This is a genomic window from Aeromonas sp. s2 (genome assembly GCF_040907935.1).
In the GTDB taxonomy this organism is placed as follows: domain Bacteria; phylum Pseudomonadota; class Gammaproteobacteria; order Enterobacterales; family Aeromonadaceae; genus Aeromonas; species Aeromonas dhakensis.
Window position 1 is genome coordinate 102,923 of sequence record NZ_JBFOCR010000008.1, and the last position, 26,423, is coordinate 129,345.

Below are 26,423 nucleotides of genomic sequence, written 5' to 3' on the forward strand. Positions count from 1 at the left end.
AGACCGCACACTTGACCGTACTCGGAACATGCCCTTATAACGGAAACTCCCAAGGAAGAGAGAATTCTATGTCGGCCAAGCATCCCATCATTGCGGTTACCGGTTCGTCCGGTGCCGGCACCTCCACCTCCACCATCGCCTTTCGCTCCATGTTTCATCAGCTCGGATATCAGGCGGCCGTGGTGGAAGGGGACAGTTTTCATCGCTACACCCGCCCGGAAATGGACGTGGCGATCCGCAAGGCGCGCGAACAGGGGCGCCACATCAGCTATTTCGGTCCCGAGGCGAACGACTTCGGCCTGCTGGAGAGCTTCTTCCAGGAGTACGGCCAGAACGGTAGCGGCCAGTATCGGCGCTACCTGCACAGCTTCGACGAGGCGGTGCCCTTCAACCAGATGCCGGGCACCTTCACCCCCTGGCAGAACCTGCCGAACGACACCGACCTGCTGTTCTACGAGGGGCTGCACGGCGGCGTGGTCACCGAGGATCACAACGTGGCCCGCCACGTGGACTTTCTCATCGGGGTGGTGCCCATCGTCAACCTGGAGTGGATCCAGAAGCTCATTCGCGACACCTCGGAGCGCGGTCATTCCCGCGAAGCGGTCACCGACTCCATCGTCCGCTCCATGGACGACTACATCAACTTCATCACCCCCCAGTTCTCCCGCACCCACATCAACTTCCAGCGGGTGCCGACGGTGGACACCTCCAACCCCTTCAGCGCCAAGGTGATCCCGAGCCTGGACGAGAGTATGCTGGTGATACGGTTTCGCGGCATCAAGCAGGTGGACTTCCCCTACCTGTTGTCGATGATCGACGGGTCCTTCATGTCGCGGATGAACACCATAGTGGTGCCGGGCGGCAAGATGGGCTTCGCAATGGAGCTGATCCTGCGCCCGCTGATCCAGCAACTGCTCGAAACCGGCAAGATCACCTGAGCCAAGGAGCTGACGATGCGGTTAGCATTTATCTCTGTGGGATTGGCCGCCCTGCTGGGCGGCTGCAGCAGCGGCCCCGCTGCACCGACCCTGGAGGCGGGCACCATGGTGGTGCGCCCGGCGGCCAGCTGGCCGTTCGGGGCGACGCCGCGCTATGCGCTGGCCGAGCAGTTCCAGTATGCCGGCGACAGCGCCGAGGGCTGGCTGGAGCCGGTCCAGCAGGCGGTCAACCAGGCGCTGGGCAGCAAGGGGTGGCAGAGCGTGCCCCTCGACGAGGCCGACCTCTGGGTCGCCATCGGGGTGGCCGGCAGCAAGGATCTGAGCGATGGCGAGATCTTCGCCCGCCTCGGCATGACGCCGGGGCTGCAGGCCAAGGCCGATGCCCGCAAGGGGACCCTGGCCATCGTGCTGCTCGACCGGCGTACCCAGCAGGCGGTGTGGAGCAGCGCCATCTCCCTGGCCAGCGACGTGGCCATCGCCGAAGGGGATCGCCAGCAGCTGAGCCGGCAGCTGGCCGCCAAGATGCTCGACTCCCTGCCCACCCGCTGATCCCTTCCTTTAAATGCAAAACGGCCTGCATCAAGCAGGCCGTTGCGATCACACCATGACAGTCACTTGCGCTGGCAAGTCAGCAGGGTTACCCCTTTCTGGCTGAGGATGGCCTGCTTCTCCTGGTTCCAGAAGGTGGTGACACCGTCGGAATACTTGGCACCGGACTCCGCCTCGACCCGGCCCAGCTTGTGGTAGACGCCGGCATAGGGGAACTGCACCATGTCGGCCTGGGCGTCATAGGTCACGGCCAGCATCTCTTCACCACACTGATACTGGTTGAACTGGTATTGGGTCGGCTGCGGCATGCTGCAGGCCGCCAGTCCCAGCAGGGGGAGCAACACTATCATTTTTTTCATTGCACTTTCCTTATGTCATGGCGTTATTCGATCGGAATAATCACGGCTATCAGGCTTCAACAATTTGATAACTATGGGTAATTTCTACCGCTTTTTCCAACATCAGGGAAACTGAACAATATTTTTCCATCGACAGATCCACCGCGCGGGCCACCTGTTTCTCGGCCAGCCCCTTGCCGGTCACCACGAAGTTGAGGTGGATCTTCTCGAACACCCGCGGTACCGAGTCAGCCCGCTCTCCGGCCAGCTCCACATGACAGGCGGTCACGGATTGACGCGCCTTCTCCAGAATGGAGACCACATCGATCGAGCTGCAACCACCCACCGCCAGCAGGATCATCTCCATCGGGCTGGCACCCTCGCCGGGGTTGGCGCCGTCCAGGATCACCTGGTGACCGGACTCACTCTCGCCCACAAACTTCATGCCTTCCACCCAGCTGACCTTGGCTTTCATTTCACTTTTCCTCTTGATGACGACAGATCTGACCGACATAGCATACCCCAGACGGCGCGACAGCGGCACATATCCGCCATTTTCACGAACTTCCGGGCTAACTAGATCAAAATCAACATCTGATGCCCCCAGCTTCCTTACAATGGCGAACGGAGCGCAGCAGGGGTTGCAAGGGGAGCTGGCAAAAGCCCTCAAAGCCTTGTCAGCACAGACAAAGGCTCTTATCCTACTGCGACTAATACAAGGAATGGCAAGGTTGGCAGCTTGCCCGGACGCACGAGTCCATAAAAAGACACTACAGAGGAATTCTCATGGTCATTGGCAAACCGCAAAGCGATCCCACCCTGGAATGGTTCTTGTCGCACTGCCACATTCATAAGTATCCCGCCAAGAGCACCCTGATCCACGCGGGTGAGAAGGCGGAAACCCTCTACTACATCGTCAAGGGCACTGTGGCCGTCTTGATCAAGGACGATGAAGGCAAGGAGATGATCCTCTCCTATCTGAACCAGGGCGACTTCCTGGGTGAGATGGGTATGTTCGAGGAGAACGAGAATCCCGAGCGTTCCGCCTGGGTGCGTGCCAAGGGCTCCTGCGAAGTGGCCGAGATCTCCTACAAGAAGTTCCGCCAGCTGATCCAGGTCAACCCGGAAATCCTGATGCGCCTCTCCGGCCAGATGGCCAAGCGGCTGCAGCACACCAGCCAGAAGGTCGGCAACCTCGCCTTCCTGGACGTGACCGGCCGGATCGCCCAGACCCTGCTGAACCTGGCCAAGCAGCCGGATGCCATGACCCACCCGGACGGCATGCAGATCAAGATCACCCGTCAGGAGATCGGCCAGATCGTCGGCTGCTCCCGCGAGACCGTCGGCCGGATCCTCAAGATGCTCGAAGAGCAGGAGCTGATCTCCGCCCACGGCAAGACCATAGTGGTGTTCGGCACCCGCTGATCCCCGCTACTGGCGGCCCCGCACTGGGCCGCCGGATAAAGAAGGCTGCCACGGCAGCCTTTTCTGATCGCCTCCCCTATAATCCCGAACGCCCCTGCCAGCACGGCTTTCGCCAAGAGAGATCCTATGCACCTTCAATGCCCCATTTGCCGCAGCCCCCTTCAGCTGCATGACGCCTCCAAGGGGCGCTACTGCGCCAACAAGCACCACTTCGATCCCGCCCCGGAAGGCTATCTGGATCTCATCCCCGGCAAGAAGAATCCCAAGGACAGCGACAGCCGCGCCCTGATGCGCGCCAAGCGCCACTTCCTGGAACAGGGCCACCAGCTGCCGCTGGTCGAGGCGATGGCCAGCCTGCTCTCCCCCCTCGAACCGCGCGAGCTGATCCACCTGGGCTGCGGCGAGGGCTACTACTGCCGCGCCCTGGCCGAACGGCTGCCGGGCTGGCAGTTTGCCGGCGTCGACATCGCCAAGAACACCATCTTCGCCGCCAACAAGGCGCAGCCGGAAGGCCAGTTCGTCATCGCCGATCCGGCCCGCGCCCCCATCATGCCGGGCACGGCCCAGCTGTTGCTGGTCAACGATCTCAAGGTCAAGACCGAGCTGCTGGTCAACTGGCTGGCACCAGGCGGCTACCTGCTCTACCTGCAGCCGGGGCCGCGCCATCAGTGGCAGTTGAGGGTCAGCCTCAACCCGGTCAGCATGGAACACCCGCTGAGCTGGCCGAGCCTGGCCGGCCTCGACCCCATGGGTCAGCTGCGCTGCCAGTTCAGCATGCAGATGGATCAGGGCCTGCGCGAGCACATTCTGGAGACCAGCCGCCTCGGCTGGCGTGCCAGCGGCGAGCAGCGCCACGCCTTCACCCACCAGGGACCGGACGCGCTGGAGCAGGATCTGCTGCTGAGCCTGTGGCAAAAGCCGCTGTGAGCATGCCCACCCCATGAAAAAAGGCCCTGACGGGCCTTTTTTATTGCGCGGAAATGCCGTTACAGCTTGCTCCAGGCATCGCTCCAGGCCGTGCCCTTGCCGGGCTCATAGGCCCAGGCCGCACCGGCACACCAGCCGGTGTAGGGATGGGGCTTGCACTGGTAGTTGCCCCCCAGGTTGCTCACCTTGTCACCGGCTTTGTAGGCGGTGCCCTCCTTATAGGGCGGGTTGCCATCCGGCGGCGTGGTGCCGCCGCTGCCCTTGATCAGGATCTCGTGGGTGGCGCTGCGGCTCAGCCCCTTGTCGTCGGTCACCTTGAGCACGAAGCCGTAACGGGTGTCGTTGGCCGGGGTCGGCGGCAGGGTGGCACTCAGGGTGGACTGGGTCAGGTCCGGGGCGCTGGCCCCGGCCGGTAGGGTCCAGGCGTAGCTGAGGGGCTTGCCTTCCGGATCGCTCGAGCCCTGGCCGGAGAGCAGCACGGTGGCGCCGCCCAGCGCCTCGCTCGGGCCACTGATGCTGGCCACCGGCGGCAGGTTGGTGCCACCACCGTTGTCCTCGATCACCACCTCGGGGAAGAAGTGCTGTACGCAGCGGCTGTAGTCACGCTCCTTGAAGGCGCTGAAACGGGTCTGGTAGCCCACCAGCTTGCAGGCATAGCTCTTGCCGCCATTGGGGTTGCCCGGTACATAGCTCCAGTCGTTCTCCCAGTAGATGGGCAGGGCGCCGGATCCAGCCTCGTCGAACACCTTCATGTTCTTGCAGCCGAGCACCTCGTCGGCGGGCACAGGCACCCCCAGATACTGGGCCTGGGCCTGGTAGTAGGTGATGCGGTTCTGGGACTGGGCATGTTCGGCCGCACCGCCGCACTCTACCCCGCCGTTGATGATCTGGGTGGTCACCCCGAAGCCCGGCACCAGGCCGTTCTGCCGGTCGTGGGCGTTGGGCTGCCAGGTGCCATCGACCACGTGCAGCATGGAGGGCTTGGGCGGCTGCGGATAGACGAAGAAGAAGACGGCGCTGGCCAGGTTGAGCCAGGTGTCCGCCACTTTCTCCGGGTTGTCCAGCAGGGTGCGCACTGTGCCGAACATGGCCTCGGAGAAGGGGCCGTAGTTGTAGTTGTACGACAGCTGCTTGGCACCGCGACCGAAGTAGCTCTTGAACTCGCCGTTGTCGAACTTGCCGCACGGCCACTGCTGACCCTGCCACACCTCGGGGTTGCACTCGGCGTTGTAGCCGCCGCGCATCTGCTCGGTCCAGCCCATCTCGCGCACCCACACCAGGCCCTGGCGCCACTCGGGCTCGGGTCGCCAGTTCTCGTGGCCGCCGGTCTCCTGGGCGAAGTGGGCGAACATAGTGGCCAGCGACTTGCGGCAGATGGCCTCAGCGTTGCGCCCGTCGCTGTAGTCGCCACAGAAGGCCGGGAACTTGGCCACCGCCTGCAGGAAGCCGCGATAGGTGTACTCCGGCGCCCGCAGCGGGAACAGGAAGTTGAACTGCGACTCGCTGAGCAACCCCTCCACCCGTTTGACGTTGGCGGGGTTGAGCGGCAGGCCAGGGGCCACCGCCTCGACCACGGCGTTGTCGCGGGTGGCGATGGAGGCCTTGACCGCCGTCATGGCCGGGAAGTCGGTGAGCGCCTGCTCCCTGGCATCCAGCTCGCTCTGACTCAGGTAGACGGGGCTGCCGTCGGCGGTACCGCTGCCGCCCTGCGCGGGCGGGGCTATGCCCTCCCCGTCACCCGGTGGCGTCGCTTCACCCTCCCCCATCAGCGCCCACGGCGAGTCCCACTCGTTGGCCACCTGCAGCCCCGGGCTCTGGCCCGGATTGGCATACCACTTGGCCTCGTAGATCTGGCCGTTGAAGCTGACCTGGCTGCCGCCGGCATAGCCCTGATTGATGTCATAAGGGGTGGCGGCCCACAACTGGCCACTCAGACAGAGCGCGGCCAGCAGGGTGGCCACAGAGGACTTTCTTGTCATCATATTTACCTCTTGCTAGAGAAGGGCGGGGCTTGGCCCCCGCCCATGGCACCTCGCGTTGCGCGAGGCGAAAAGGGATCAACGCGTCGCCAGCGGCATGCCGTTGACCGTGTAGCCGAGCCCGGCCGGCGCAGCCGCAAGCTGGGCTTCAGCCTGTGACTGGTTGCGGCACAACACGCTGGCGCTGCGCGGCTCGCTCGCGGTCGGCACATTGACATGGAACTTGTTCATCACGCTGGCGTTCAGCCTGTGGTTGGCCAGCTTGAAGCGCAGCAGGCCGTCGCGGGTCTCCACCTGCAGCTGGCAGTCGCTGTTGCCGAGCCGCTCGCCGTCATCGCCATAGGCAAAGCCGTAGGCGCCGTGCAGCGCCGGGTAGAGGTAGCTCGGCAGCTGACCCTGCGGGTCGTAGTAGCCGACCAGGGTGGTCACCGGCACGCCGAAGGCAGCGGGCTTGCGATCTACCGCCAGATCCGCCGGCGCCCCCTCGTTCCAGCGGCTGCCGTCTGAGGTGTAGCTCTTCTTGAAGCCGCGCGAGACGGTGATCTGCTGGCCGTTGATGAAGAGGGTGCTGTTGTAGCCGGCATTGTGGTCGATGCTGACGATGCGGCCGCGATTGACCGCCGAGGCCGCCGGCAGCTGGATGTTGCGGGTCCAGTTGCCATCCCACATGGCCACCTTGACCAGATCGTACTCGGCCAGCAGGGCGGCCAGCCTGACCTCCCCCAGATCGCTCACCGGCGCGGTGATCTGCTCGGCGAGAGTGACCCGGTGGCGGTAGGGCTCCATCTTCGCCTGGCTTTCGTTCCACTTGCTGAAGCCGGTGGGCGAGCTGGCATCGAACACCGCCTTGCTCTCGAGGAAGCGCTGGATGATGGCCGCCGAGTTGGGGGTGTAGAGGGTGAAGCGGTTGAAGCCGGAGAGCGGCTCGCCGCCGGCCATGGCGTCGAAGCCGAACTTGCGGCCATCAAACGGGGCCTGGCACTGGCCGTCGAGGCAGGCGCTCTGGCCGCTGCGGCTCGCAAAGAAGTTGGGGATGAAGCGGTTCTTGTCGCCATCCCAGCCCCAGGTGGCATTGATCTGGTCGGCGCTGCGGTGCACCGAGCCGGCAAAACCGCCCACGTAGTGGCCGAGGCCGTAGTTGTGGCCCACCTCGTGGCTGAACTCGTTGCCAAGGGAGGCGTCCAGGGTGACGATGCCGCCCCCGCCGGAGCCGCCATGCACCTGCACCCCGTTGGCGTACTTGCCGCGGCTGTTGTGGGCCGCCAGCTGGGCCACCACGTAGGGGTGGCTGCTCTCCCCCTCCCCGGCGGTGCTGTTGATGCCGTAGTTGGCATTGTCGATGCCAAGGGAGATGAGCTCCTTGCCGATGCGCTGGCGCATGGTGCCGCTGTGCCAGCCCCCCTCGCTCGGATCAAAGTCGGTGAGCAGGGTGCCATCCGGCAGCATCACTTCCGGCAGCGCCAGCGGCGCATACTGGCTGACGACGAGGCGGCTGGCGGGAATGGTCTGGAAGTACTCCCGCTGGGCCTCTTTATCTTTGGCAAAGGCGAACTGGTCGCGCGGGCTGGTCAGCATGCCGATGTCGATGGTGTGAATGAGCAGCTCCCCCGGCGCCCCCACCTTGAGGTCGGTCAGCTCGCCGCTCAGATCCCCCTGGCTCAGGCGCAGGGTGAGGCCGGGCATGATCCACTCGGCCGGCAACACGGCGCTCCAGGCGTCGCTCGCATAGGTGATGCCGTTGTTTTCCAGCTCGCCATCGCGGATCCACTGGCCGCGCACGAACTTGAACTGCTGGCTCTGGCCGCGGGAGAGGGTCACCTGACGGCCGCTGAAGTAGACGGTGGAGTTGTAACCAGCATTGGAGGAAAGGCGCACCATCTTGCCCTCCAGGCTCGCATCGCGGGGCAAGAAGATGTCGCGCACCCAGCGGCCGTCGGCGGTCTGGATGGTGACCAGGGCATGGGGTTGCAACTTGCCGAGCAGGAAGGCGCCGCTCGGATCGCTCAGCCTGGCCAGCTCGCTGCTGCTGTTGATGACGGTACTGGTGCCGGGGCCCGGGGTGAAGTCGACCCCCTCCTCCGGCGTCCCCTCCAGGTAGTAGGCGGTCTTGGGCAGGCGGGAAGGCGGCTCCAGCGTGAGGCTGCCGAGCAGCTTGCCGGCGCCGTCGCGGGCCTCGAGCGCCAGCGGCGCCTCGTTGCCGGCCTGCAGCGGGCGCACCAGCAGCAGGCTCTTGCGCAGGGCGGTGAGACGGGGCTGGTTGTCACCCTCCCGCGGATGGGCGGGCAGGATCTGGCTCTGGGCAAACTGGACCCCGGCCAGCAGCGATCCCTGCAGATCGTTCTGCGGCCGGGTGGTGTCAAAGACCATTGGCGTGGGTGGCTGAACGGCGGCCAGCAGCGGGCCGCTTGCCAGGGCTGCGCCGATCAGGCAGGCAAGACGTGTGGTGCATGTGGTCATGGTGGTGCTCTTTTGTTGTTATGGGGGAAAAGGAGGGGCATGCCTGGCATGCCCCTGTGGATGGTGAATTACTTGCAGCTGGCGGCGCCGATGTCCTGCCAGACGTCGTGCTTGCCTGGCTCGTTGCCGCGGGTCCAGTACTGGGCCTTCCACTGGCGACCGTTGTGGCTGGTCACGTCACCTGCGTTGTAGGCGACATTGGCATCCCAACCCAGCTGCACCTGGCTTATCAGCTTCCACTGATCGGCGCTGCGGCTCGGCTCATTGCCCTGGGTCCAGTACTTGGCCTGCCATACCAGCTGGTTGTGGCTCACCTTCTCGCCACCGTTGTAGGTGGTCGCGGCCTTCCAGGCCGGCCAGTTGGAGGCATCCGGATCGGTGGCGTTGCAGTCGCCACCACCGCTGACCGGGGTCACGGTGAGGCGGGTAGCGGCCTGTGCATCCAGTGCGCCGTCGGTCACGGTGACGGTGAGGTCATAACCGGTCTCCACGGTGACGCTGGGGCCGGTCACTACCAGGGTCTTGCTGTTCTGACCGCTGGCGGTGAGCCCGGCCGGCACGCTCCACTGATAGCTCAGGGTGTCGCCATTGGGATCGCTGGCGTTGGCGGTGATGCTCACCTGCTTGCCGGCCTGCACCGAGACCTTGTCCTGCACGGTGACGACCGGCGGCAGGTTCGGCTGTGGCGCCTTGTTGGTGACCACCACCTGATCCTTGGCGCTGAGGTTGTGGTCATCGATCACGGTCAGCTCGAACACCAGGTTCACGTCCTGGCTCACCGCATCGACGGCTACCTTGGCCTTGGCCTGGGTGGCGTCGCTCAGGGTCGCCTTGGGACCGGAGATCTGGGCCCAGCTGTAGCTCAGCACCGCCCCTTCCGGATCGCGGGAGGAGGAACCGTCCAGCACCAGCTCGGCCGGCCCGGTCACCGCGAGATCGCTACCGGCATTGGCCACCGGCGGCTTGTTGACCGGCGGTGTGCTATCGCCGTGGCCCAGCCCCTCGTGCATGGCGTTGAGAATGTCGCCGTTGTCGGCGTCGATTTCCCAGGCGAACATGCCGCCAAGCTGGTTGGCCAGCACGTACTGCCCCTTGGCCTTGACCGAGCGCTCGTCATCGAAGGTGATGAGCTCGCCGGTGGCAGCCTTGAACACGGACGGTGCCTCGGCCACTTCGTCATAGCTGTACTGCCAGTCGCCGGCCATCTTGCCCTTGGCGATGCCGCGATAATCGATGACCCCCTTCTCCCAGATCCCTTCCGCCTCGGTGCCCGCAATCGGGCCGGTGGCGGTGCCAGTGAAGGGGTTGTTGCCCTGATACCCGCTGACGCCGGTCCAGCCGCGGCCATACATGGCGGCCCCCACCACCACCTTGCCGGGCTCGACGCCCTGACCCAGCAGCGCCTTGACCCCCTTGTCGGTGGTGTACTTGGTGTTGGGATCCCAGCTCGACTCGTAGAGCGCGGTCTGGTGACCCAACCCAGTGTTGGTCCAGGCGCCGTTGAAGTCGTAGCTCATCAGGAAGATGTGATTCATGTATTGCTGGGCGGCGCGATAGTCCACCTTGGCAATCTTGTCGCCGCCGGCACTGATGGCGGAGGTGAGCTCATAGGTGCGGCCCGTCTCTGCGCTCAGCTCGTCGAGCATGGCGCGCAGCTCCTTCATCAGCAGAACGTAGGTCTCGCCATCGGAGGGGCTGCCGAGGTTGGGATTGGCCCCGAGGCCACCCGGGAATTCCCAGTCGATGTCCACCCCGTCGAAGAATTTCCAGGTCTGCAGGAACTCCTTCACCGACCCGACGAAGGTGTCGCGTTTGGCCTTGTCACCGAAGAAGAAGAAGGGGTCGGAGAGAGTCCAGCCACCGATGGAGGGGAGGATCTTCAGGTCCGGATAGGCCTTCTTGAGCGCCATCAGGTTGCCGAAGTTGCCCTTGTAGGGTTCGTCATAGGCGGTGAGATTGCCCTGCCCCATCTGGATGGCGGCCCAGGGATCGTGGATGGAGACCTTGAAGTCCTCGCGCCCGGCACAGGAGCGCTGCAGCGCCTCGAAGCTGCCAGAGATCTCTTTGAGGCTGTCGTTGATGCCGTTGCCACCGCAGATCGGGGTGAAGCCATAGAGGATGTGGGTCAGGTTCTGGGCCGGGATCTTGTCCACGGTGAACTTGCGACCATAGACCCCCCACTCCACGTAGTAGGCCCCCATCACCTTGCCGGTCTTGTTGACGTAGGGCTTGTTGTTCTCCTTGAGCGGCGCCTTGAGCGGCAGCAGGTGGCTACCGTCGGTGTCGGCCACCAGGATCTCTTTCTTGTCGGAGAGGGTACAGCCGTCGGCGTTGCACAGGGCCACCTGCATCTGGTAGCGGCCCCCCTGGGTGACCTTGAAGTTGGCGGTGCCGGAGGCGGAGGCGGCACCGGACCACACCTCCTTGCCGTCGAGCAGCACCTTGGCGGTCTGGCCGACATCACCGGACCAGAGGTTCCAGCTCACGCTGACCGGGGCACCATCCTTGTGGACCGTCACCAGCTTGTTGTAGGAGGTGGCGGCCTGGTCCACTTCGACGATGGCGAACTTGGTTTCGCCCCAGCCGATGGTGGGTTTGCCGGGGGCGGCAGCGAAGGCGGAGGAGGCGCAGAGCCCCCCGACGATCAGTGCCAGTACGGAGGGTTTTGGACTTAACATAGTTGAATATCCTTATTTCGTTCTTGGAATAGATAACGAAAAAGGCAACGCAACCTGACAGGTAACGCAGACAACATCGCACCATGGCTTGGCCCATGGACGAAACAACCTGTGGTGGCCCCGCTATCTTAGGTACCGCTGACCCTTAGACCGGAAGCTTTGCGTCCCGGACTTTCGTCCGGTTTGCCTTTTGCACAACTTGATTTGCGATAAAAATAATCGCGACCTGACTATAAGGGAGTCAAAGGAGAGAGGGCAAACCCCTGATTGATTATTAATAAGTCACTTTTTACCGATTTTGAGCCTCAAACGAGAAGAAAAGGCACATTTCCGGGTCGGAAAGTGCCGATCTTGCCACTTGGGGGCCGCCGATTAAAAATCGGACGAATTCCCGGATTCGTGATCACCATCAAGTTTGGCCGGCCGCAAGATGCTGTTCATCAGCGCCCGCAACTTGAGCGGTTTGACCGGTTTGCTGATGTAGCCGTAGCCGTGTTCCCGGATCTGCGCCTGCAGCTCGCTCTTGCGATCCGCGCTGATGATGATGCCGCCGATATGGTTGCCGTGGGCCAGACGCAGCATGTGCAGCGCCTGCAATCCGGTCTTGCCGTCGTCCAGATGGTAATCGGAGAGCACCAGCTGCGGCAGGAAGCCGCCGGCGATAAGATCCTCCGCCTGGGCCTGGCTCTGGGCGCACACCACCTCGCAGCCCCAGCGCCCCAGCAGTGACTGCATGGCGATCAGGATATCGCTCTCGTTGTCGATGCAGAGCACCCGGATCCCCTCCAGCTGGCTGTCGCGCTGGGCAGGGGCCGCCACCTGCGTCGTTGCGACAGGACGGGTCGCCAGGTTGAGGGTGACGGCAAACACCGAGCCCGCCCCCGGCCAGCTGCGCAGGGTCAGGTTGTGGCCGAGCACCAGGGCGATGCCGCGAGCGATGGCAAGGCCGAGCCCCAGCCCCTGCTCCCGCGCGGTGCGGGAGTGATCGAGGCGGGAGAACTCGTCGAAGATCGCCTCCTGCTTGTCGGCCGGAATGCCGGGGCCGTTGTCCCACACCTCGATGCGCACCTTGTCGCCGAGCCGGCGACAGCCGAGCAGCACCCGGCCGCCCGGGTTGTAGCGAAACGCGTTGGTGAGGAAGTTTTGCAGCACCCGCCGCAGCAGGCGCACGTCGCTGTAGACCGCGAGGCTGCTCTCCACCACCGAGAACTGGATCTCCCCCGCCTGCGCCAGTACCCCGAACTCCGCCTTGAGGTTGTCGAACACGTCGCGCAGGACGAAATCCAGTTTCTTGGCCTTGAACTTGCCCGCTTCGAGGCGCGAGATGTCGAGCAGATCGGTGATGAGATCCTCGGTCGCCCCCAACGCATCGTCGATGTGGCGGGCGATGCGGGCCGGCTCGTCCGCCGGCGGCAGCATCTCCAGCAGGGAGGAGGTGAACAGCTTGGCGGCGTTGAGGGGTTGGGTCAGATCGTGGCTCACCGCCGCCAGGAAGCGGCTCTTGGAGTGGTTTGCCCGCTCCACCTGCTGGTTCACCAACAGCAGCTGACGGTTGAGCTCGGAGAGCTCGTGGGTGCGCTCGGCCACCCGCGCCTCCAGGTGTTCGTTGGCCTCGCGCAGCACCCGCTCGGCGTCGCGAAACGGGGTGATGTCGGTAAAGGTCATCACGAAGCCGCCCGCCGGCATGGGGTTGCCCTGCATCTCGATCACCCGGCCATCGGGGCGCTCGCGGGCCGAGATGTGCTGACTGCCCCGCTGCATGAAGGCGACTCGCCGCGCCACCTGGGCCTCCACATCGCCGGGGCCGCACAGCCCCTGCTGGGCGTTGTAGCGGATGATCTCCTCGATGGGGCGACCCACCTGGATGAGGCCGGGGGGATAGTGGAACAACTCGATGTAGCGCCGGTTCCAGGCCACCAGCTTGAGTTCCCGGTCCACCACCGAGATCCCCTGCCCCATGTGTTCGATGGCCCCCTGCAGCAGGCCGCGGTTGAAGCGAAACACGTCGGAGGCCTCGTCCACTATGGTGGCGATCTCTTCCAGCTGCATGTTGCGCCCCTGCAGGGCCGAGGCCAGCACCAGCCGCGCGGACGAGGTGCCGAACACCCCGGCCAGCAGCCGCTCGGTGTGGGCGATCAGCTCGGCGGAGGCCTGCATCTGGGGCGCCAGGGTGCCGCCCCGCTCGCCGGCGAAGCGGCCGAAGGCGCGCTTGACCCGGCTCGAGCCGACGAAGCGGGCCGCCAGCATCTCCAGCTCCTTGACCGAGACCCGCGCCTGATAGAGCGCCGTGGTGTCGCGGCTCGGCTTGCCGACGAAGTTGGCCGCCTGCAGCCGCTCGCTGACCGCCGGACGGGAGAGCAGGGAGCCCGCCACATAGCCGACCAGGTTGAGCAACAGGCTGAGGAAGATGCACCAGGCCCCCAGGCTCAGGTCGCGCACCGCAGGCCAGTCGGGCGGCGCCAGCAGGGTCGCCAGCGGCGAGCCGGCCAGCAGGCCGCTCTCCGCCAGCAGGGTGGCGAACCAGAGGCTGACCCCGAGGGCGAGGCCAAGGTAAACCCCCTTGCGGTTGCCGTGCCGCCAGTAGAGACCGAGCAGCAGGGCCGGCGCGAACTGGGCCACCGCGCCAAACGACAGGTAGCCGATGCGCGACAGGCTGGTGAGATCCCCGAGCCAGAGGTAGAGCCCCCAGGCCGCCAGCAGGATCAGCAGGATGGCTCCGCGGCGCACCTGCAGCAGCAGGCGCACCAGCCGCTCATCGCGCCCCTGCTGCCAGAAGCGGCGCAGCAGCACCGGCAGCACCAGATCGTTGCTGACCATGATGGCCAGCGCGATAGTGCAGACGATCACCATGCCGGTGGCCGCCGAAGTGCCGCCGAGAAACGCCAGCAGCGCCATGCCGTCGAACCCGAGCGACATGGGGAGGCTGATCACATAGGTATCCGAGGCCATGCCGGCCCCCACCCACTGCTTGCCCGCCAGCGCCAGCGGCCAGATGAAGAGTCCCATCATGAACAGGTAGAGCGGGAACAACCAGCGCGCCCAGTGCAGATCCTGGCCCTGGTTGTTCTCCACCACGGTCACGTGAAACTGGCGCGGCAGGCAGATGACGGCGCACATGGCCACCAGGGTGTAGATGGCGAGCTCCAGCAGGCTGCCCGGCGTCACCGCCACCACCGCATCGAGAAAATCGCTGGCCACCAGGGTGCGGGCCTGGCTCGGCTTGCTGAGGATGAGCCAGAGCGCGAAGCTCCCCACCGCCATGAAGGCGAGCAGCTTGACCACGGATTCGAAGGCGATGGCCACCACCATGCCGCGGTGGTGCTCGGTGGCGTCCAGATGGCGGGTGCCAAACAAGATGCTGAACAGAGCCAGCAGCAGGGCCACCCCAAGGGCCAGCCCGGCGGTATTGCCGGTGGGGCCGGCGGGCACAGGGTTGGCCATCAGCAGATCCAGCCCGGTGACGATGGCTTTGAGCTGCAGCACCAGGTACGGAAGTATGCCCATGATGGCGATCAGCGCGATCACCATGGCCAGACGCTGGGACTTGCCGTAACGGGCGGCGATGAAGTCGGCGATGGAGGTGATGTGCTCGCGCTTGGCCACCAGGATGAGGCGAGCCAGCAAGCGCCAGCCGAACAGAAACACCAGCATGGGGCCCAGATAGATGGGCACGGGCGACCAGGGCGACTCGCTGGCCTGGCCCACGGTGCCGAAGAAGGTCCAGGAGGTGCAGTAGACCGCCAGCGACAGGCTGTAGAGCAGGGGCTGGCCCTGGAGGCGACGCCGTTTGTTCTTGTCCGCCACGTAGGCGATCAGAAACAGCAGCCCCAGGTAGGAGAGCGACAATCCGATCAGCAACCATCCCTGGTGCATCTGTAACCTCTTGTCCGTGTTGAAGATTCAAGCGCAGCAGCAGCCAGTCTAGAGAGCTGCCCGGAAAATGTCATCTCCTTATTGCGGCGAGAATTTATCGTTTTTCAATAAAAAACGGTTGAATAAATATCGAAAAACGATAAACATCAGTCTGTGTTTATTGATAAACGATAACTCGGCGCTACGCGTGGCCCACCCTTTCACTCAAAGAGGTAAGCGATGAAACACAACAAGCTCGAACGCATGAGCAGCCTGATCGAATGGATCCTTCTGGCTACCCTGCTGGCCACCCCCGTCCTGACGGTCATGGGGGTCTGGTCACACCTGATCGGCGGCAGCGACTACCTGCAGCAGGAGCTGCAAGAAGCGCTGAATGTGGAAGATAGCTCGGTGCTCGGCAAGGTGCCCCTGACCACGGAATCGCTCCCGCAGGCCAGCACCCAGCCTGCCGTTGCCGACTATCCCCTCACCCTGGGAACCCGCCTGCTGGGCACCCTGGTGATGCTGCTGCCGGATCTGGTGTTCATGCTGATGCTGTGGCAGCTGCTCCAGCTGTTTCGCGGCTACCGGCAGGCCATGCTGTTCACCTTCAGCCAGATCCGTCGCTACCAGTGGATCGGCCTGCTGCTCTGCGTCAGCTTCGTCACCAAGATCGGCACGACGCCGCTGCTGGACATAGTGCTCACCCTGCCGGGACCCGAGCTGCACGGCAAGATCAACATCAGCTCGTCGGACTTCCAGCTGCTGCTGGCCGGGCTGATCGTCTCGGCACTGGCCCTGGTGATGCGCGAGGCCAAACTGCTGGCCGATGAACAACAACTGACGGTGTGAGGATCCCATGCCCATCATCATCCGACTCGATGCCCTGCTGGCCGAACGCAAGATGACCGCCCGCGAGCTGGCCCTGCGGGTCAACATCACAGAGGCCAACCTCTCCATCCTGAAAAACGGCCATGCCAAGGCGGTTCGCTTCTCCACCCTGGAGGCGATCTGCCGCGAACTGGGCTGCCAGCCCGGGGATCTGCTGGCCTTCGAGGAGGAGCGTTGATCCCCTATGAGTCGCCATCTCACCCTGTGTGCCCTGTGGTTGCTGCCGCTGTGGGCCTGCGCCGCCGATGACACCAGCGGCCCCCGCTACCACATTGAGCAGGGCAGCCGTGCCAATGAGTTGCAGGTACGCCTCACGATGCAGGGCAATCCCCCTTTTACCCTGCTCCCCCCTCGTCAGTTGCCGGGCAGCACCGCGCCGGTTTCACCCAAGCTGGTCTGTCTTGCAGACAGCCAGCCGGTGGCCCTCAACCAGCCCTTCTCCTGCCAAGAGGTCGGCTGGCAGGTAACCCTCACTCCGGCGCCAGCCCTGGGGGCCGATGCCTCGGCCCAGGCATCGCTGCTGTTTGCCCCCAATCGGTGGCTATTGACCGAATGGGGCAATCTGGTGCGCCAGCAAGGGAGTCGCCAAGGGGAAGTCTGTCTGCCGGATGGCAGTTGCCAGCCGCTGCCGGACCTCAACCAGCCGCCGCTGATCCTGCCATTTGGTCTGGCCACACTGCCCGTCACCGAACGGGATCCCAGGCTGCTGCTCAGCCATGACGAGACGGCCAATCAGCTCGATATGCCTGCCCTGCAGCAACAATTGAACGAGATCATCGACTATCTCGCCTTCCAGCTCGATGTCACCCCGCCCACTCACCCGTGGCGGCTGGTGTGGCTGGGGCGGGATGTGGCGACCCGCTCCCTCGGCGGCGCCGCCGGGGATCAGGTGTTTGTCGCCAACTACCCCACCAGGGATGGCAAACCGACGCCACAGGCGCCACTGCGTCTGCTGCGCACCTCCGCCCACGAGGCGGTGCACATCCTCAGCACCGCGCCACAGCCCACCTGGGTCAACGAGAGCCTTGCCGAGTACCTTGCCATCAAGGCGCTGCGCCGCTTTCGGCTGCATCAGGTCACGGCGGTCAACGAGCTGGCCGAACGGGGCAAGCAGTTGCCCCATGGCGAGAGCGGCCTCTATCGGGCGGCCCGCGAGGTGATGGCAGGGGATCGATCCTATTACCCGCTCTTTTACGTCAAGGGGAGCGCCTTCTGGGAAACCCTGGACAGGGAGCTGCAGCACAATGACGCCACCCTGGCCCGGCTGCTGCCCCAGCTGGGCTGGCTGCCGGATGGTCGCTTTGATACCGCATCCAATGAGCTGCTTGCTGGCACCATAGGCTCGGATACCTGGCGCCGCCTGAGCCGCCACTATCTTGGCGAAGCGCGGTAACGCCGCACGCCGCAACGAAAAAGGGAGAGCCATGGCTCTCCCTTTTGCTGCGTGATGATTCAGACGGGTCGGTATCAGACCGGGACATGCCCCTGCCCAGACGGCGCAGCTGGGCGCAGGCGCAGCACGAACACCGGCAGTACCACCAGCACCATCAGGAAGAAGATGCTGCCTCCCAGCGGTTCGTAGAGCAGACCGCACAGGGTCATCAGGGCGGCCACCGTCATGCCGAGCCCCAGCGCCGCATAGAGCGCCTGGGTCGGGATCAGCTGCTCGGCCGGCAGCTGGCGGGTCATGAAGCGCACGGCGCCGAGGTGGCTGACGCAGAAGGTAACCGCATGCAGCAGCTGGCCCGCCACTAGCACCAGGATCTCGGTGGAGGCTCCAAGCAGGATCCAGCGCACCACGCAGCCCAGCGCCCCCACCAGAAACAGAGTCTGGGCGCCGAAGCGGTTGAGGAAGCGCTTGTCGGCGGCGAACATGCCGATCTCCGCCACCACCCCCAGCGCCCACAGATAGCCGATGGTGGTGCCGCTGTAGCCCGCCGCCTTCCAGTGAATGGCGCTGAAGCCGTAGTAGGCGGCGTGACTGCCCTGCAGCAGGGCCGAGATCAGCAGGAAGCGGCGCACCTGGGGAGACTTGAGGGTATCGAGCAGGGAGGCCTTAGCCCGCTCGCCCTGAATGTCCCGCGGCGCCGGGTGCAGCGGCAGCCAGCTGAGCAGCAGCATCAGCAGCAGCCCGGCCACCATGGTGTGCAGCACCCACTCGCTGCCAAAATTCCCCACCAGGGCCCCCACCAGGGTCGAGGCGACGATGAAGGCAAAGGAGCCGCACAGGCGCACCTTGCCGTAGTCGAGGTGCGCCTGCACCACCATGCGGGTGGCCAGCGCCTCCCCCACCGGCATCAGGGTCGGGTAGATGAAGTTCGCCACCAGGGTCAGTCCCACCAGCCACCAGAGGTTGTGGCTGAGATAAAAGCCGAGGAAGGCCAGCAGACTGAGCAGGCAGAGCAGGCGGGTGACCGGCAGCAGGTGCCCCGCCCCCTTGATCTGCCCCATCACCATCAGGTTGCCGGCAAAGCGGATCGCCATGCCGGCACCGAGCAGCAGGCCTATCATCTCGGCGCTCACCCCGATCCCCTCCAGCCAGAGCGACCAGAACGGCAGATAGGCACCATAGACAAAGTAGAAAGCACCAAAAAACAGGGCTAACCAGAAGAAGGCGGGCATAGGTCCTCGGCAAGGGGGAAGATGGGGCACAAATGATAACCGATTTGCCGGTGGGGATCCTGCGATCCCGGGTGGGAAGCCACGCAGATAATAATGAAAAACATCAATAAAATTGAACTATTGGCGCAAGACCGGTGTCTATCGAGTAACACCTCCTCCTGGTTAGTGTTGCAATCCTTCCACCCGCCACCGGCGGGTTTCTTTTTGGCCGTTCGCTTGCGCCATGAAAAAGGGGCCCGCAGGCCCCTTGTCGTGATGGGTATTCATCAGAACACGTACTTGACCCGTGCACTCAGGTTGCGGCCCGGCTCGGTCTTGTTGCTGGTGCTGGCACTGGCGCTCTGCCCCGTGATGCTCTCGTAGTTGACGTACTCCTTGTCAAACAGGTTGAAGACGCCCACGTTGAACTGCAGGTCCTGCACCGGCTTGAACTGGGCGTAGATGTCCACCACGCCCCAGCCCGCGCTCTTGATGTTGTCGTTGCCCTTGGCATCCTTGCCCACCTTGCTCATGTCGTCGGCAAAGCGCAGGGCGGTGTTGATGTTCCAGTTGGGCTGCTCCAGTCGTACCCCCAGGGTCCCCTTGAGCGGGCTCAGGCTGTTGATGTAGTTGCCGTCGCCATCCTTGCCCTCGATGTAGGAAAGGTTGCCCCAGACGTTGACCAGATCGTTCAGCCAGTAGTCCGCCTTGGCCTCGGCCCCCTTGGTGGTGGCCTTGTCCAGGTTCTGGTACTGGTAGACGGCGGTGCGCCCTTCGGTGCTCACCTGGCCCAGCTCGATGAAGTCGTCGTACTTGTTGTAGAAGGTGGCCACTTCATAGCTGAAGCCGCCGGCGCTGCCGCGCACCCCCAGATCGATGCCGTCGCTGCTCTCGGGTTTGAGGTTGGTGTTGGGCTCGATGCGATAGCCGTACGCCTGATGGTTCAGGGTGGAGAAGGCGTTGTCATACATGGGGGTCTTGTAGCCGTGGCTGTACTGGGCGAACAGGTTGGCCGCCTCGTGCGCCTTGAATACCAGCCCCAGCTTGGGCGAGAACTCCCCTTCGGAGAAACGTTTGAGGTTCTCGCCCGTGTAGGCGGGATCCTGATCCGGGTTCATCCGGTAGTAGTCATAGCGGGCCCCCGGCGTCAGCACCCAGCGCTCGCCAAACTTCAGCTCGTCAAACGCCCACAGGGCGCCGTGCTCTGTGGTGGTGGAGGGGAAGCTCAGCTCGCTGTAGCCTTCAAAATCCCCCGGCACGGTCGGCGCCTTGAAGCGGGTCCGTTCGTTGTCGGTGTGCTCATACTCCAGGCCCCAGGCCAGCCGCTGACTATCCAGCGCCTTGCTGAACTTCAGCTGGGCGCCCAGGCTCTTCTGCTCGAAACCGTTGTGATCCAGCGAGTTCTTGGTCACATAGGGGTTGGTCGGCCGCACCGGGTATTTGGATGAGGCGTACTGATCCATGGTCTGCTTGGTGCGGGCGTAGTAGATCTTGCTGTCGATGCGATCGACCCAGGGCGCCTGCAGGGCGATGCCGTGATCCAGCACCAGCGACAGGTTGTCGGTATCCTTGTCGGTGATCGGCTGGTTGAAGACAGAGCCGGCCTTGGTGAGGTCGACCGCGTCGGGGTCCTGACCCTCGGTAAAGTAGTCGACGGTCAGCTTGAGGAACTGGCTATCGCTCAGGTTCCACTGGCTCTTGAACAGCAGCGCCTGACTGACGATGTCGAACTCGTTCTTGTCGCTGTCGTAGTTCTGGGTCACCCCGCCGTCACGCCAGGTGTAGCGCAGCAGGTTTTCCAGCTCGCCGGTACGCAGGGCACCGGTAAAGCCCGCCATCTTCTGGTGGCTGCTGGAGGCATAACCGGAGGTGGCGTCCAGATAGCTGTCGCGCCCCTTGAGGAAATCCGCCGCATCCTTGGTGGTGATGGCGATGACGCCGCCCAGCGCATCGGAGCCGTAGGCGGCCGAGGCCGGCCCCTTGACCACCTCGACCTGCTTGATCATGTCGGTGTCGAAATAGCTCTGGCCCACGCCGCCGTTCTTGTAGGCGTCGTTCTCGCGCACGCCGTCGCGCACTATCTTGACCCGGTTCTCGCCCATGCCGCGAATGATGAAGGTCTGGGCATCGCCGGCACCGCCGAGGGCGGTGACGCCCGGCTCGTAACGGAACAGGTCGGCGACGTTGCTCACCACCTGCTCTTCAATCTGTTCGGCGGTAATGACCGAGATGGGACCGGAGACATCTTCCAGTTTCTGCTCCATCCGGGAGCCACTGACCACCATGACGTCATCTGCTTTCTTGTCCACCGCGAAAACCGGGGAAGCGAGGCCGGCCGCCACGGCAAGGGCGACCAGCGATAGGGTGTTGTTATGGGCCACTGCAAATCCTTATTGAGAACTGTTATCAAACAGCAGGCATCTTACTCACCTCTCAACAAAGATCAATAATAAACGGAATCATTCTCATTTTCTTTTGTCATAATTAGGTTCTACACTACGCCCCTCTGTTTTCCCGCCCGCCATGCTGCCATTGTATGGTGCAGGTACCTCATCGCTGCGAGACACCCATGACCCGACTTCTGCCCCTGCTCACCCTGCCCCTGCTGCTGGCCGCCTGTGCCACGACGGCCCCCGTCAACGATGCCGGCACCCTCTATCACTATCAGCTCAAGGCCACCCAGGGGGATGCGCTGACCCTGGAGCAGGCCCTGACCCGGGTGGCGGATGCCGACATAGTGCTGGTGGGCGAGCTGCACACCCACCCGGCGGTGCACCTGCTGCAGGCCAGAATGCTGGCGGGTCTGGCCGACACGGCGCAGGCAGACGGCCGCCCCCTGGTGCTCTCCATGGAGCAGTTCAGCCGCGCCGATCAGCCGGTGCTGGATGCCTACCTCGCCGGTCGCATCGGCGAGGCCGCCCTCATTCGCGACGGCAACGCCTGGCCCAACTACCCGAGCGACTATCGCCCGCTGGTGGAGTTCGCCAAGGCGCACCACCTGCCGATCATCGCCGCCAATGCCCCCAAACCGCTGGTGAGCTGTGTCGGCCAGGAGGGGCCAGCCTGGCTGGATCAGCTGCCCGCCAGCCGTCGCAGCCAGCTGGCCCGCACCCTCACCCTCGGCGATGACCCCTATCGCCAGAAATTCATGGCCTCGCTCCATCATGGGGATGCCGACGGCAACGCCCGCCGCTTTGCCGCCCAGACCAGCTGGGACGACACCATGGCCGAGAGCATGGTGGATTACCTGCGCAGCCACCCGGGCCGGCGCATCATGCACATCGCCGGCAACTTCCACGTGGAGGGGGGACTGGGGCTGGCTAGCCGCATCGCCAGCCGCAACCCGGCCCTCAAGGTGGCGCTGGTCGTGCCTGAGCTGACGGCGCCGCAAGCGGGCAAGGAGCAAGCAGCGGCAGCCGGCCGGGTGGCCGACGTGCGGGTCGGCATCGCCCCCCTGCCGGAACGCTGGCTAAATGCCGATGAAATGAAGCAAGATATGGGCGCACTGCATCAATCCCGCAGTCGTGACTGCAGCCAGTGGCTGCAACCCTGACCTTGCGTCTGAGGAGCCCAGTGGCTGCCACCCTGACAAACAATTGCCCAAGGATTTCATATGGATGTGTTACTGGTCATCGACATGCAACAGGGGCTGTTCACTCAGCCTCGCCATCAGGACGCCCAGGTCATCGCCAATATCAATCGATTGGCCGAGCGCGTGCGGGCAGAACAGGGTCGTGTCATCTATGTGCAGCACGATGCCCCTGGTTCCGAAGTGGATCCCGCCAGTCCTGGCTGGCAGCTGCACGCCGATCTCGCCCCAGAGGGGCATGACAGCCGGGTGCGCAAGACCGCCTGCGACAGCTTTCTCGACACCGAGCTCGGTTTTCTGCTGGCGGAGCAGCCGGTAGACAGGCTGCTCGTCTGTGGCTGTGCCACCGATTTTTGCGTCGACACCACATTGCGCAGCGCCGCCGCCCGCGGTTTCGAGGTGGTGGCGGTGACCGACGCCCACACCACGGCGGACCGGCCCCACCTGAGCGCGGAGCAGATCATCGAGCACCATCACTGGATGTGGCGTCACCTCAGCCTGCCAAAAGGCAGAAGCGTGACCCTGCTCACGACGGATGAGCTGCTCGGCGCCACCCAACCCGAGCCGGCATGTTAATCTGCCCGCTTTGAAGCGATCACCCGATTGGAGTCTTGTGTGCGTCTACTCTCTGCCGTTGCCTTCACGCTGCTGTTACCGGCAATCACCGCCTGCTCCGGCTTGCCGGGGCGCCAGCCGGATGGCCCGGCCCCCCTGTTCAGGACCCACATCAACGAGGAGGGGAGCAAGCGCTTCACCTTCGAGGCCGCCCCGCTCGATACCCTGCCCACCCGCCTGCAGAACGATGACGGCAGCAGGCTGAGCAGGAACAAGAGCCTGCTGGAGCGGCGCGAAGCGCTGCAGGATGCCCAGCTCACCCAGGCGCTGGCCGAGCGCAAATATTGCCGCGAAGGCTACATAGTGCTCAGCCAGACTTCCTGGAAGATCCGGGGCGAGTGCAACGAGACCGCCACCCGGGCCGACCGCGACGCCTTTCCCAACAAGGCCTCCTGGCAGGATTGAGGGAAAACCGTCCATAAAAAAACGGGCAGCCCCAGGGCTGCCCGTTTTGTCATCCTGGCGATCCGTGCGGATCAGACCGGCGCGTCGGCCGAGCTGGTCAGCTCGGCGCCATTGTCGATGCGCTTGTGCCCTTCCACCAGGTGGACGAAGTCCACCAGTTCGTCACCGGAGACCCGGAACGCCTGGCCGAAGCCCTTGACGAACAGCCCCTGCTCGGGCTTGAGACGAAACAGCACGAAATCCTTGAGGTTGGAGAGCCCTTTGACTATCTCGCCAAAGCGCCCTTCCAGCGCCGCCACGGCCTTCTCCCAACGCACGTCGTCGCGGGCCACCACTTCGGCCAGCGCATCGAAGGTGAGGCGTTTGCGGGCAAACAGCTCGCGGGCCCCGTTCTCGTCCTCGATCAGCATCAGCGACACCTTGGGCACCTGTTGCAGGTTGCGGGCGTGGCGGGCGATCTCGGAGATGAGCACATAGTAGCCATCTTCCTGCAGCACGAAGGGGGCATAGCTGGCATTGGGGTTGCCTTCACTGTCCACCGTCGCCAGCTGCAGGGTGCGGCAACCGTCGCGAAACTCGCGGATCTCCGGTTGCAGGCGGTTCTGCAGACGCTCCTGACGTTCACTCATGCTTTGACTTCCTCTTGATACTGGTGGCGCAGGGCCATGAAGCGTTCCACCTGGGCCGGCAGCAGCTGACGCTGCTCGTCACGCCCCAGATAGACCTTGAAAATGCAGCGACCGCTGTGGCCGAAGAACTGGAAGGAGTGTCCCTCCTTGCCCATGAACAGCTTGCTGACCAGGGCAATACCGACCACGTTGTCGAGCTTGAGGTGGCCGTGCATCTCGCCGTCACGCCCCATCAGGTTGTAGTAGCCACGGGCGCTCTTGCCGCGGGGGAAGGGGGCCTTCACCTCGAAGATGGAGCCGTCGGATTCGACGATGGTGGTCACCTGGCCCCAGTCGGCCAGATCCGCCAGCAGGGCTTCTGCCTGCTCGGCGGGCACCAGGGTAACCAGCTCGGCCGGCAGGTGGCGCACCACCTCCCATTCGCTGACGGCCAGCTCGGCGGCGATGGTGGACGGGTGAGCGCCGGGATCTTGTGCCAGCAGCCCATGAATGCGTTGTGCAATGCTCATCGGTTCTCCCTTGGGATGCCTGCGGCATCCCTGTTCTGTCATGGCGGATACTGTAATGAAGGCCCCAAACCAATGCAATTGATAATCGCTTTCATTCTCAGTGCATTTTTTTCGACGGCTTGATATTCTCGGCGGCAATCCCACTTCATTCACCCTTCGGAGGTTAGCATGGGCCGTCGTTTTGCCCTCGCACTCAGCCTGCTCGGCTGCTCAGCCCTGTCCCTGCCCACTCTGGCGCAGGAACGTATCGTCAGCATAGGCCCGGCCACCACTGAACTCATTCTGGCTCTCGGGGGCGAGCAGAGCCTCATCGCCACCGACATCAGCAGCCCGGAGCCGAAGAACCTGCCGCGGGTTGGCTATCACCGCGCCCTCGCCGCCGAAGGGATCCTGAGCCTGGCGCCGACCCGGCTGGTCGGCAGCGACGAGATGGGACCGCCGCCCGCCCTGGAGCAGCTGCGCCGGGCCGGGGTCGCGGTGGACGTACTGCCCACCGCCCCCACCCTCGCCAACCTCAATCAACGCATCGATACCCTGGCCGCCCTGCTCAAGGACCCGGCCGCCGGCACCCGCCTGAAGGCCGAGATCCAGGCCCAGAGCGAGCAGCTGGCCGCTCAGGCCAAGCAGAACAAGCCGCTCAAGGTGGTCTTCCTGCTGCTGCACAAGGGCCAGCCCACCAGCATCGCCGGCGGCAACACCACCGCCAGCGCCCTGCTCACCCTGGCCGGTGGCGTCAACCCGGTGGCCCAGCTGCAAGACTACAAGCCCGTCTCCACCGAATCCCTGATCGAGCTGCAGCCCGATCTGGTGCTGGTGAGCGGCCGCGACTGGCAGCAGTATCAGGATCCTGAAACCGTGCTGAGCCAGGTGCCCGCCCTTTCCGCCACCCCGGCCGGCAAGAACAGGGCCATCCACGCCATCGACGGCCACGCCCTGCAAGGGGGGCTCAGCCTCACCTCGCTGCAGCAGGCCAGCCAGATCGCCAAGTGGATCAAGCTGGGTTCATGATGCGTCTGCCACTGCCCTGGCTGCTGTGCCTCACCGGCGGCGCACTGGCGCTGCTGCTGGTCGGATCCTTGGCCACCGGCCCCATGGCCCTCTCTTTTGGCGAGAGCCTGCGTGCCCTGTTCGCCGGCCAAGGGAGCGGAATTGAGGCCCACAAGCTGCTGATCGTGCAGGAGATCCGCCTGCCGCGCACCCTGCTTTGCATCGCAGTGGGGGGGATTCTCGGCCTCTGCGGCGCCGTGATGCAGGGGCTGTTTCGCAACCCCCTGGCCGACCCCGGCATCATCGGGGTCTCCGGCGGGGCGGCGCTCGGCGCGGCGCTGGCCATCGTGCTGCTGGCCCCCCTCGGCCAGCAGTGGCAGAGCCTGCTCGGCATCGGCCTGCTGCCCCTGCTCGCCTTTCTCGGCGGCGCGCTGACCACCACCCTCGTCTATCTGCTCGGCACCCGGGAGGGGGGCACCTCGGTCACCGTCATGCTGCTGGCCGGGGTGGCCGTCACTGCGCTGTCCGGCGCCGTGATCGGCCTGCTCACCTATCTCGCCGACGATCAGATGCTGCGCAACCTGAGCCTGTGGCAGATGGGGTCGCTGGCGGCGGGCAAGCCGGTGGACGTGGCGCTGGCGCTGCTGACCCTGGTTGCCCTGCTCATTCTGTTCATGCGCGATGCCAACCCCCTCAACGCCCTGCTGCTGGGTGAAGGGGAGGCCCGCCACCTCGGCATCCAGGTACAGTCCCTCAAGCGGCGGCTGATCCTGTTCACCGCCGCCGGGGTCGGCGTGGCGGTGGCAGTGGCCGGCATGATAGGTTTCGTCGGTCTGGTGGTGCCGCACCTGGTGCGGCTGCTGGCTGGCCCCAACCATGTCCGGCTGCTGCCGCTCTCCGCCCTGCTCGGGGCCGCCCTGCTGCTGGGCGCCGACATACTGGCCCGCACCCTGCTGGCACCGGCCGAGATGCCGGTCGGCATTATCACCGCCCTGCTGGGCGCCCCCTTCTTCATCTGGCTGCTGGTCAAGGGCCGCCGCACCCTTTAACCGGA

General features: G+C 64.5%; 22 protein-coding genes and 1 riboswitch. Of the genes, 12 read left to right on the forward strand and 10 right to left on the reverse strand.

What is annotated here, in order from left to right; all coding sequences use genetic code 11:
- Nucleotides 1–68 precede the first annotated feature (68 nt).
- Complete coding sequence (locus AB5Y81_RS04415; protein ID WP_010634905.1) at nt 69–938, forward strand: phosphoribulokinase; 870 nt, start codon at nt 69–71, stop codon at nt 936–938.
- Nucleotides 939–953: 15 nt separating this feature from the next.
- Nucleotides 954–1,487: a DUF4136 domain-containing protein gene (locus AB5Y81_RS04420; RefSeq protein WP_010634906.1), complete on the forward strand. Its 534-nt coding sequence runs from the start codon at nt 954–956 to the stop codon at nt 1,485–1,487.
- A 62-nt stretch (nt 1,488–1,549) separates the two neighbouring features.
- Here the strand turns inward: AB5Y81_RS04420 and AB5Y81_RS04425 are convergent, their stop codons facing one another.
- Nucleotides 1,550–1,846: an MliC family protein gene (locus tag AB5Y81_RS04425; RefSeq protein ID WP_005304042.1), complete on the reverse strand. Its 297-nt coding sequence runs from the start codon at nt 1,844–1,846 to the stop codon at nt 1,550–1,552.
- A gap of 49 nt (nt 1,847–1,895) precedes the next feature.
- Nucleotides 1,896–2,300 carry an OsmC family protein gene (locus AB5Y81_RS04430; RefSeq protein WP_005304045.1) on the reverse strand — a complete coding sequence of 135 codons (405 nt, stop codon included), beginning with the start codon at nt 2,298–2,300 and terminating at the stop codon, nt 1,896–1,898.
- Nucleotides 2,301–2,611: 311 nt separating this feature from the next.
- Here AB5Y81_RS04430 and crp point away from each other — a divergent pair, with 311 nt between their 5' ends.
- Together crp and AB5Y81_RS04440 are read left to right on the forward strand one after the other, a co-directional pair.
- Nucleotides 2,612–3,250 carry a cAMP-activated global transcriptional regulator CRP gene (crp, locus tag AB5Y81_RS04435; RefSeq protein ID WP_005304048.1) on the forward strand — a complete coding sequence of 213 codons (639 nt, stop codon included), beginning with the start codon at nt 2,612–2,614 and terminating at the stop codon, nt 3,248–3,250.
- 126 nt (nt 3,251–3,376) lie between these two features.
- Nucleotides 3,377–4,177 carry a putative RNA methyltransferase gene (locus AB5Y81_RS04440; protein ID WP_010634908.1) on the forward strand — a complete coding sequence of 267 codons (801 nt, stop codon included), beginning with the start codon at nt 3,377–3,379 and terminating at the stop codon, nt 4,175–4,177.
- A 59-nt stretch (nt 4,178–4,236) separates the two neighbouring features.
- Here AB5Y81_RS04440 and AB5Y81_RS04445 read toward each other — a convergent pair whose 3' ends face one another.
- The 4 genes from AB5Y81_RS04445 to AB5Y81_RS04460 form a co-directional block, all read right to left on the reverse strand.
- Complete coding sequence (locus AB5Y81_RS04445; RefSeq protein ID WP_279484768.1) at nt 4,237–6,159, reverse strand: glycoside hydrolase family 19 protein; 1,923 nt, start codon at nt 6,157–6,159, stop codon at nt 4,237–4,239.
- Nucleotides 6,160–6,234: 75 nt separating this feature from the next.
- Nucleotides 6,235–8,613: a M66 family metalloprotease gene (locus tag AB5Y81_RS04450; protein ID WP_279484769.1), complete on the reverse strand. Its 2,379-nt coding sequence runs from the start codon at nt 8,611–8,613 to the stop codon at nt 6,235–6,237.
- 68 nt (nt 8,614–8,681) lie between these two features.
- Nucleotides 8,682–11,291 (reverse strand): glycosyl hydrolase family 18 protein, encoded by a 2,610-nt coding sequence (locus tag AB5Y81_RS04455; protein WP_279484770.1) that lies wholly within the window; start codon nt 11,289–11,291, stop codon nt 8,682–8,684.
- A 110-nt stretch (nt 11,292–11,401) separates the two neighbouring features.
- Nucleotides 11,402–11,489, reverse strand: a riboswitch (cyclic di-GMP riboswitch).
- 174 nt (nt 11,490–11,663) lie between these two features.
- Nucleotides 11,664–15,164 (reverse strand): PAS domain-containing hybrid sensor histidine kinase/response regulator, encoded by a 3,501-nt coding sequence (locus AB5Y81_RS04460; protein ID WP_279484771.1) that lies wholly within the window; start codon nt 15,162–15,164, stop codon nt 11,664–11,666.
- 219 nt (nt 15,165–15,383) lie between these two features.
- Between AB5Y81_RS04460 and AB5Y81_RS04465 the strand changes: the two genes are divergently transcribed.
- The 3 genes from AB5Y81_RS04465 to AB5Y81_RS04475 are packed head-to-tail and all read left to right on the forward strand — an operon-like array spanning nt 15,384 to nt 17,427.
- Entirely contained in the window at nt 15,384–15,995 is a 612-nt protein-coding gene (locus AB5Y81_RS04465; RefSeq protein ID WP_017787709.1) for a DUF2975 domain-containing protein, read from the forward strand.
- A gap of 7 nt (nt 15,996–16,002) precedes the next feature.
- Nucleotides 16,003–16,212: a helix-turn-helix transcriptional regulator gene (locus AB5Y81_RS04470; RefSeq protein ID WP_005304071.1), complete on the forward strand. Its 210-nt coding sequence runs from the start codon at nt 16,003–16,005 to the stop codon at nt 16,210–16,212.
- 6 nt (nt 16,213–16,218) lie between these two features.
- Complete coding sequence (locus AB5Y81_RS04475; protein WP_279484772.1) at nt 16,219–17,427, forward strand: hypothetical protein; 1,209 nt, start codon at nt 16,219–16,221, stop codon at nt 17,425–17,427.
- Between the two features lie 74 nt (nt 17,428–17,501).
- Here AB5Y81_RS04475 and AB5Y81_RS04480 read toward each other — a convergent pair whose 3' ends face one another.
- The gene (locus tag AB5Y81_RS04480) at nt 17,502–18,656 is read right to left on the reverse strand and encodes a 3-phenylpropionate MFS transporter (protein ID WP_279452365.1); all 1,155 of its coding nucleotides are present in this window, start codon (nt 18,654–18,656) and stop codon (nt 17,502–17,504) included.
- 266 nt (nt 18,657–18,922) lie between these two features.
- Nucleotides 18,923–21,016 carry a TonB-dependent hemoglobin/transferrin/lactoferrin family receptor gene (locus tag AB5Y81_RS04485; protein WP_279484773.1) on the reverse strand — a complete coding sequence of 698 codons (2,094 nt, stop codon included), beginning with the start codon at nt 21,014–21,016 and terminating at the stop codon, nt 18,923–18,925.
- A gap of 188 nt (nt 21,017–21,204) precedes the next feature.
- On the opposite strand from AB5Y81_RS04485, the gene AB5Y81_RS04490 reads away from it, so the two are divergent.
- From AB5Y81_RS04490 to AB5Y81_RS04500, 3 genes are read left to right on the forward strand one after another with little or no spacing between them, the layout of a single operon-like run.
- A complete protein-coding gene (locus tag AB5Y81_RS04490) occupies nt 21,205–22,188 on the forward strand; it encodes a ChaN family lipoprotein (RefSeq protein ID WP_279484774.1) in 984 nt (327 codons plus the stop codon).
- 60 nt (nt 22,189–22,248) lie between these two features.
- Entirely contained in the window at nt 22,249–22,800 is a 552-nt protein-coding gene (locus AB5Y81_RS04495; RefSeq protein WP_017784347.1) for a cysteine hydrolase family protein, read from the forward strand.
- Between the two features lie 39 nt (nt 22,801–22,839).
- Entirely contained in the window at nt 22,840–23,244 is a 405-nt protein-coding gene (locus AB5Y81_RS04500; RefSeq protein ID WP_195878049.1) for a hypothetical protein, read from the forward strand.
- A 71-nt stretch (nt 23,245–23,315) separates the two neighbouring features.
- Here AB5Y81_RS04500 and hutZ read toward each other — a convergent pair whose 3' ends face one another.
- On the reverse strand, nt 23,316–23,873 hold the full coding sequence (gene hutZ / locus AB5Y81_RS04505; RefSeq protein WP_252601828.1) for a heme utilization protein HutZ: 558 nt from the start codon (nt 23,871–23,873) through the stop codon (nt 23,316–23,318).
- Nucleotides 23,870–24,382 carry a heme utilization cystosolic carrier protein HutX gene (gene hutX, locus AB5Y81_RS04510; protein WP_005304096.1) on the reverse strand — a complete coding sequence of 171 codons (513 nt, stop codon included), beginning with the start codon at nt 24,380–24,382 and terminating at the stop codon, nt 23,870–23,872. The genes hutZ and hutX overlap by 4 nt, the downstream gene beginning before the upstream one ends.
- A gap of 168 nt (nt 24,383–24,550) precedes the next feature.
- Between hutX and AB5Y81_RS04515 the strand changes: the two genes are divergently transcribed.
- Nucleotides 24,551–25,390, forward strand: a complete 840-nt coding sequence (locus AB5Y81_RS04515; protein ID WP_279484775.1) for a hemin ABC transporter substrate-binding protein — start codon at nt 24,551–24,553, stop codon at nt 25,388–25,390.
- Nucleotides 25,387–26,418, forward strand: a complete 1,032-nt coding sequence (locus tag AB5Y81_RS04520; protein ID WP_017787703.1) for an iron ABC transporter permease — start codon at nt 25,387–25,389, stop codon at nt 26,416–26,418. The genes AB5Y81_RS04515 and AB5Y81_RS04520 overlap by 4 nt, the downstream gene beginning before the upstream one ends.
- Nucleotides 26,419–26,423 lie beyond the last annotated feature (5 nt).

Excerpts from the sequence above, each read along its gene's own strand:
- AB5Y81_RS04445 (WP_279484768.1), bottom strand. The coding sequence starts at position 6,159 with ATGATGACAAGAAAGTCCTCTGTGGCCACCCTGCTGGCCGCGCTCTGT.
- AB5Y81_RS04475 (WP_279484772.1), top strand. The coding sequence starts at position 16,219 with ATGAGTCGCCATCTCACCCTGTGTGCCCTGTGGTTGCTGCCGCTGTGG.
- AB5Y81_RS04520 (WP_017787703.1), top strand. The coding sequence starts at position 25,387 with ATGATGCGTCTGCCACTGCCCTGGCTGCTGTGCCTCACCGGCGGCGCA.
- AB5Y81_RS04480 (WP_279452365.1), bottom strand. The coding sequence starts at position 18,656 with ATGCCCGCCTTCTTCTGGTTAGCCCTGTTTTTTGGTGCTTTCTACTTT.
- AB5Y81_RS04440 (WP_010634908.1), top strand. The coding sequence starts at position 3,377 with ATGCACCTTCAATGCCCCATTTGCCGCAGCCCCCTTCAGCTGCATGAC.
- AB5Y81_RS04490 (WP_279484774.1), top strand. The coding sequence starts at position 21,205 with ATGACCCGACTTCTGCCCCTGCTCACCCTGCCCCTGCTGCTGGCCGCC.
- AB5Y81_RS04470 (WP_005304071.1), top strand. The coding sequence starts at position 16,003 with ATGCCCATCATCATCCGACTCGATGCCCTGCTGGCCGAACGCAAGATG.
- AB5Y81_RS04455 (WP_279484770.1), bottom strand. The coding sequence starts at position 11,291 with ATGTTAAGTCCAAAACCCTCCGTACTGGCACTGATCGTCGGGGGGCTC.
- AB5Y81_RS04450 (WP_279484769.1), bottom strand. The coding sequence starts at position 8,613 with ATGACCACATGCACCACACGTCTTGCCTGCCTGATCGGCGCAGCCCTG.
- hutX (WP_005304096.1), bottom strand. The coding sequence starts at position 24,382 with ATGAGCATTGCACAACGCATTCATGGGCTGCTGGCACAAGATCCCGGC.
- hutZ (WP_252601828.1), bottom strand. The coding sequence starts at position 23,873 with ATGAGTGAACGTCAGGAGCGTCTGCAGAACCGCCTGCAACCGGAGATC.
- AB5Y81_RS04420 (WP_010634906.1), top strand. The coding sequence starts at position 954 with ATGCGGTTAGCATTTATCTCTGTGGGATTGGCCGCCCTGCTGGGCGGC.
- AB5Y81_RS04515 (WP_279484775.1), top strand. The coding sequence starts at position 24,551 with ATGGGCCGTCGTTTTGCCCTCGCACTCAGCCTGCTCGGCTGCTCAGCC.
- AB5Y81_RS04495 (WP_017784347.1), top strand. The coding sequence starts at position 22,249 with ATGGATGTGTTACTGGTCATCGACATGCAACAGGGGCTGTTCACTCAG.
- AB5Y81_RS04465 (WP_017787709.1), top strand. The coding sequence starts at position 15,384 with ATGAAACACAACAAGCTCGAACGCATGAGCAGCCTGATCGAATGGATC.
- AB5Y81_RS04415 (WP_010634905.1), top strand. The coding sequence starts at position 69 with ATGTCGGCCAAGCATCCCATCATTGCGGTTACCGGTTCGTCCGGTGCC.
- AB5Y81_RS04430 (WP_005304045.1), bottom strand. The coding sequence starts at position 2,300 with ATGAAAGCCAAGGTCAGCTGGGTGGAAGGCATGAAGTTTGTGGGCGAG.
- crp (WP_005304048.1), top strand. The coding sequence starts at position 2,612 with ATGGTCATTGGCAAACCGCAAAGCGATCCCACCCTGGAATGGTTCTTG.
- AB5Y81_RS04425 (WP_005304042.1), bottom strand. The coding sequence starts at position 1,846 with ATGAAAAAAATGATAGTGTTGCTCCCCCTGCTGGGACTGGCGGCCTGC.
- AB5Y81_RS04460 (WP_279484771.1), bottom strand. The coding sequence starts at position 15,164 with ATGCACCAGGGATGGTTGCTGATCGGATTGTCGCTCTCCTACCTGGGG.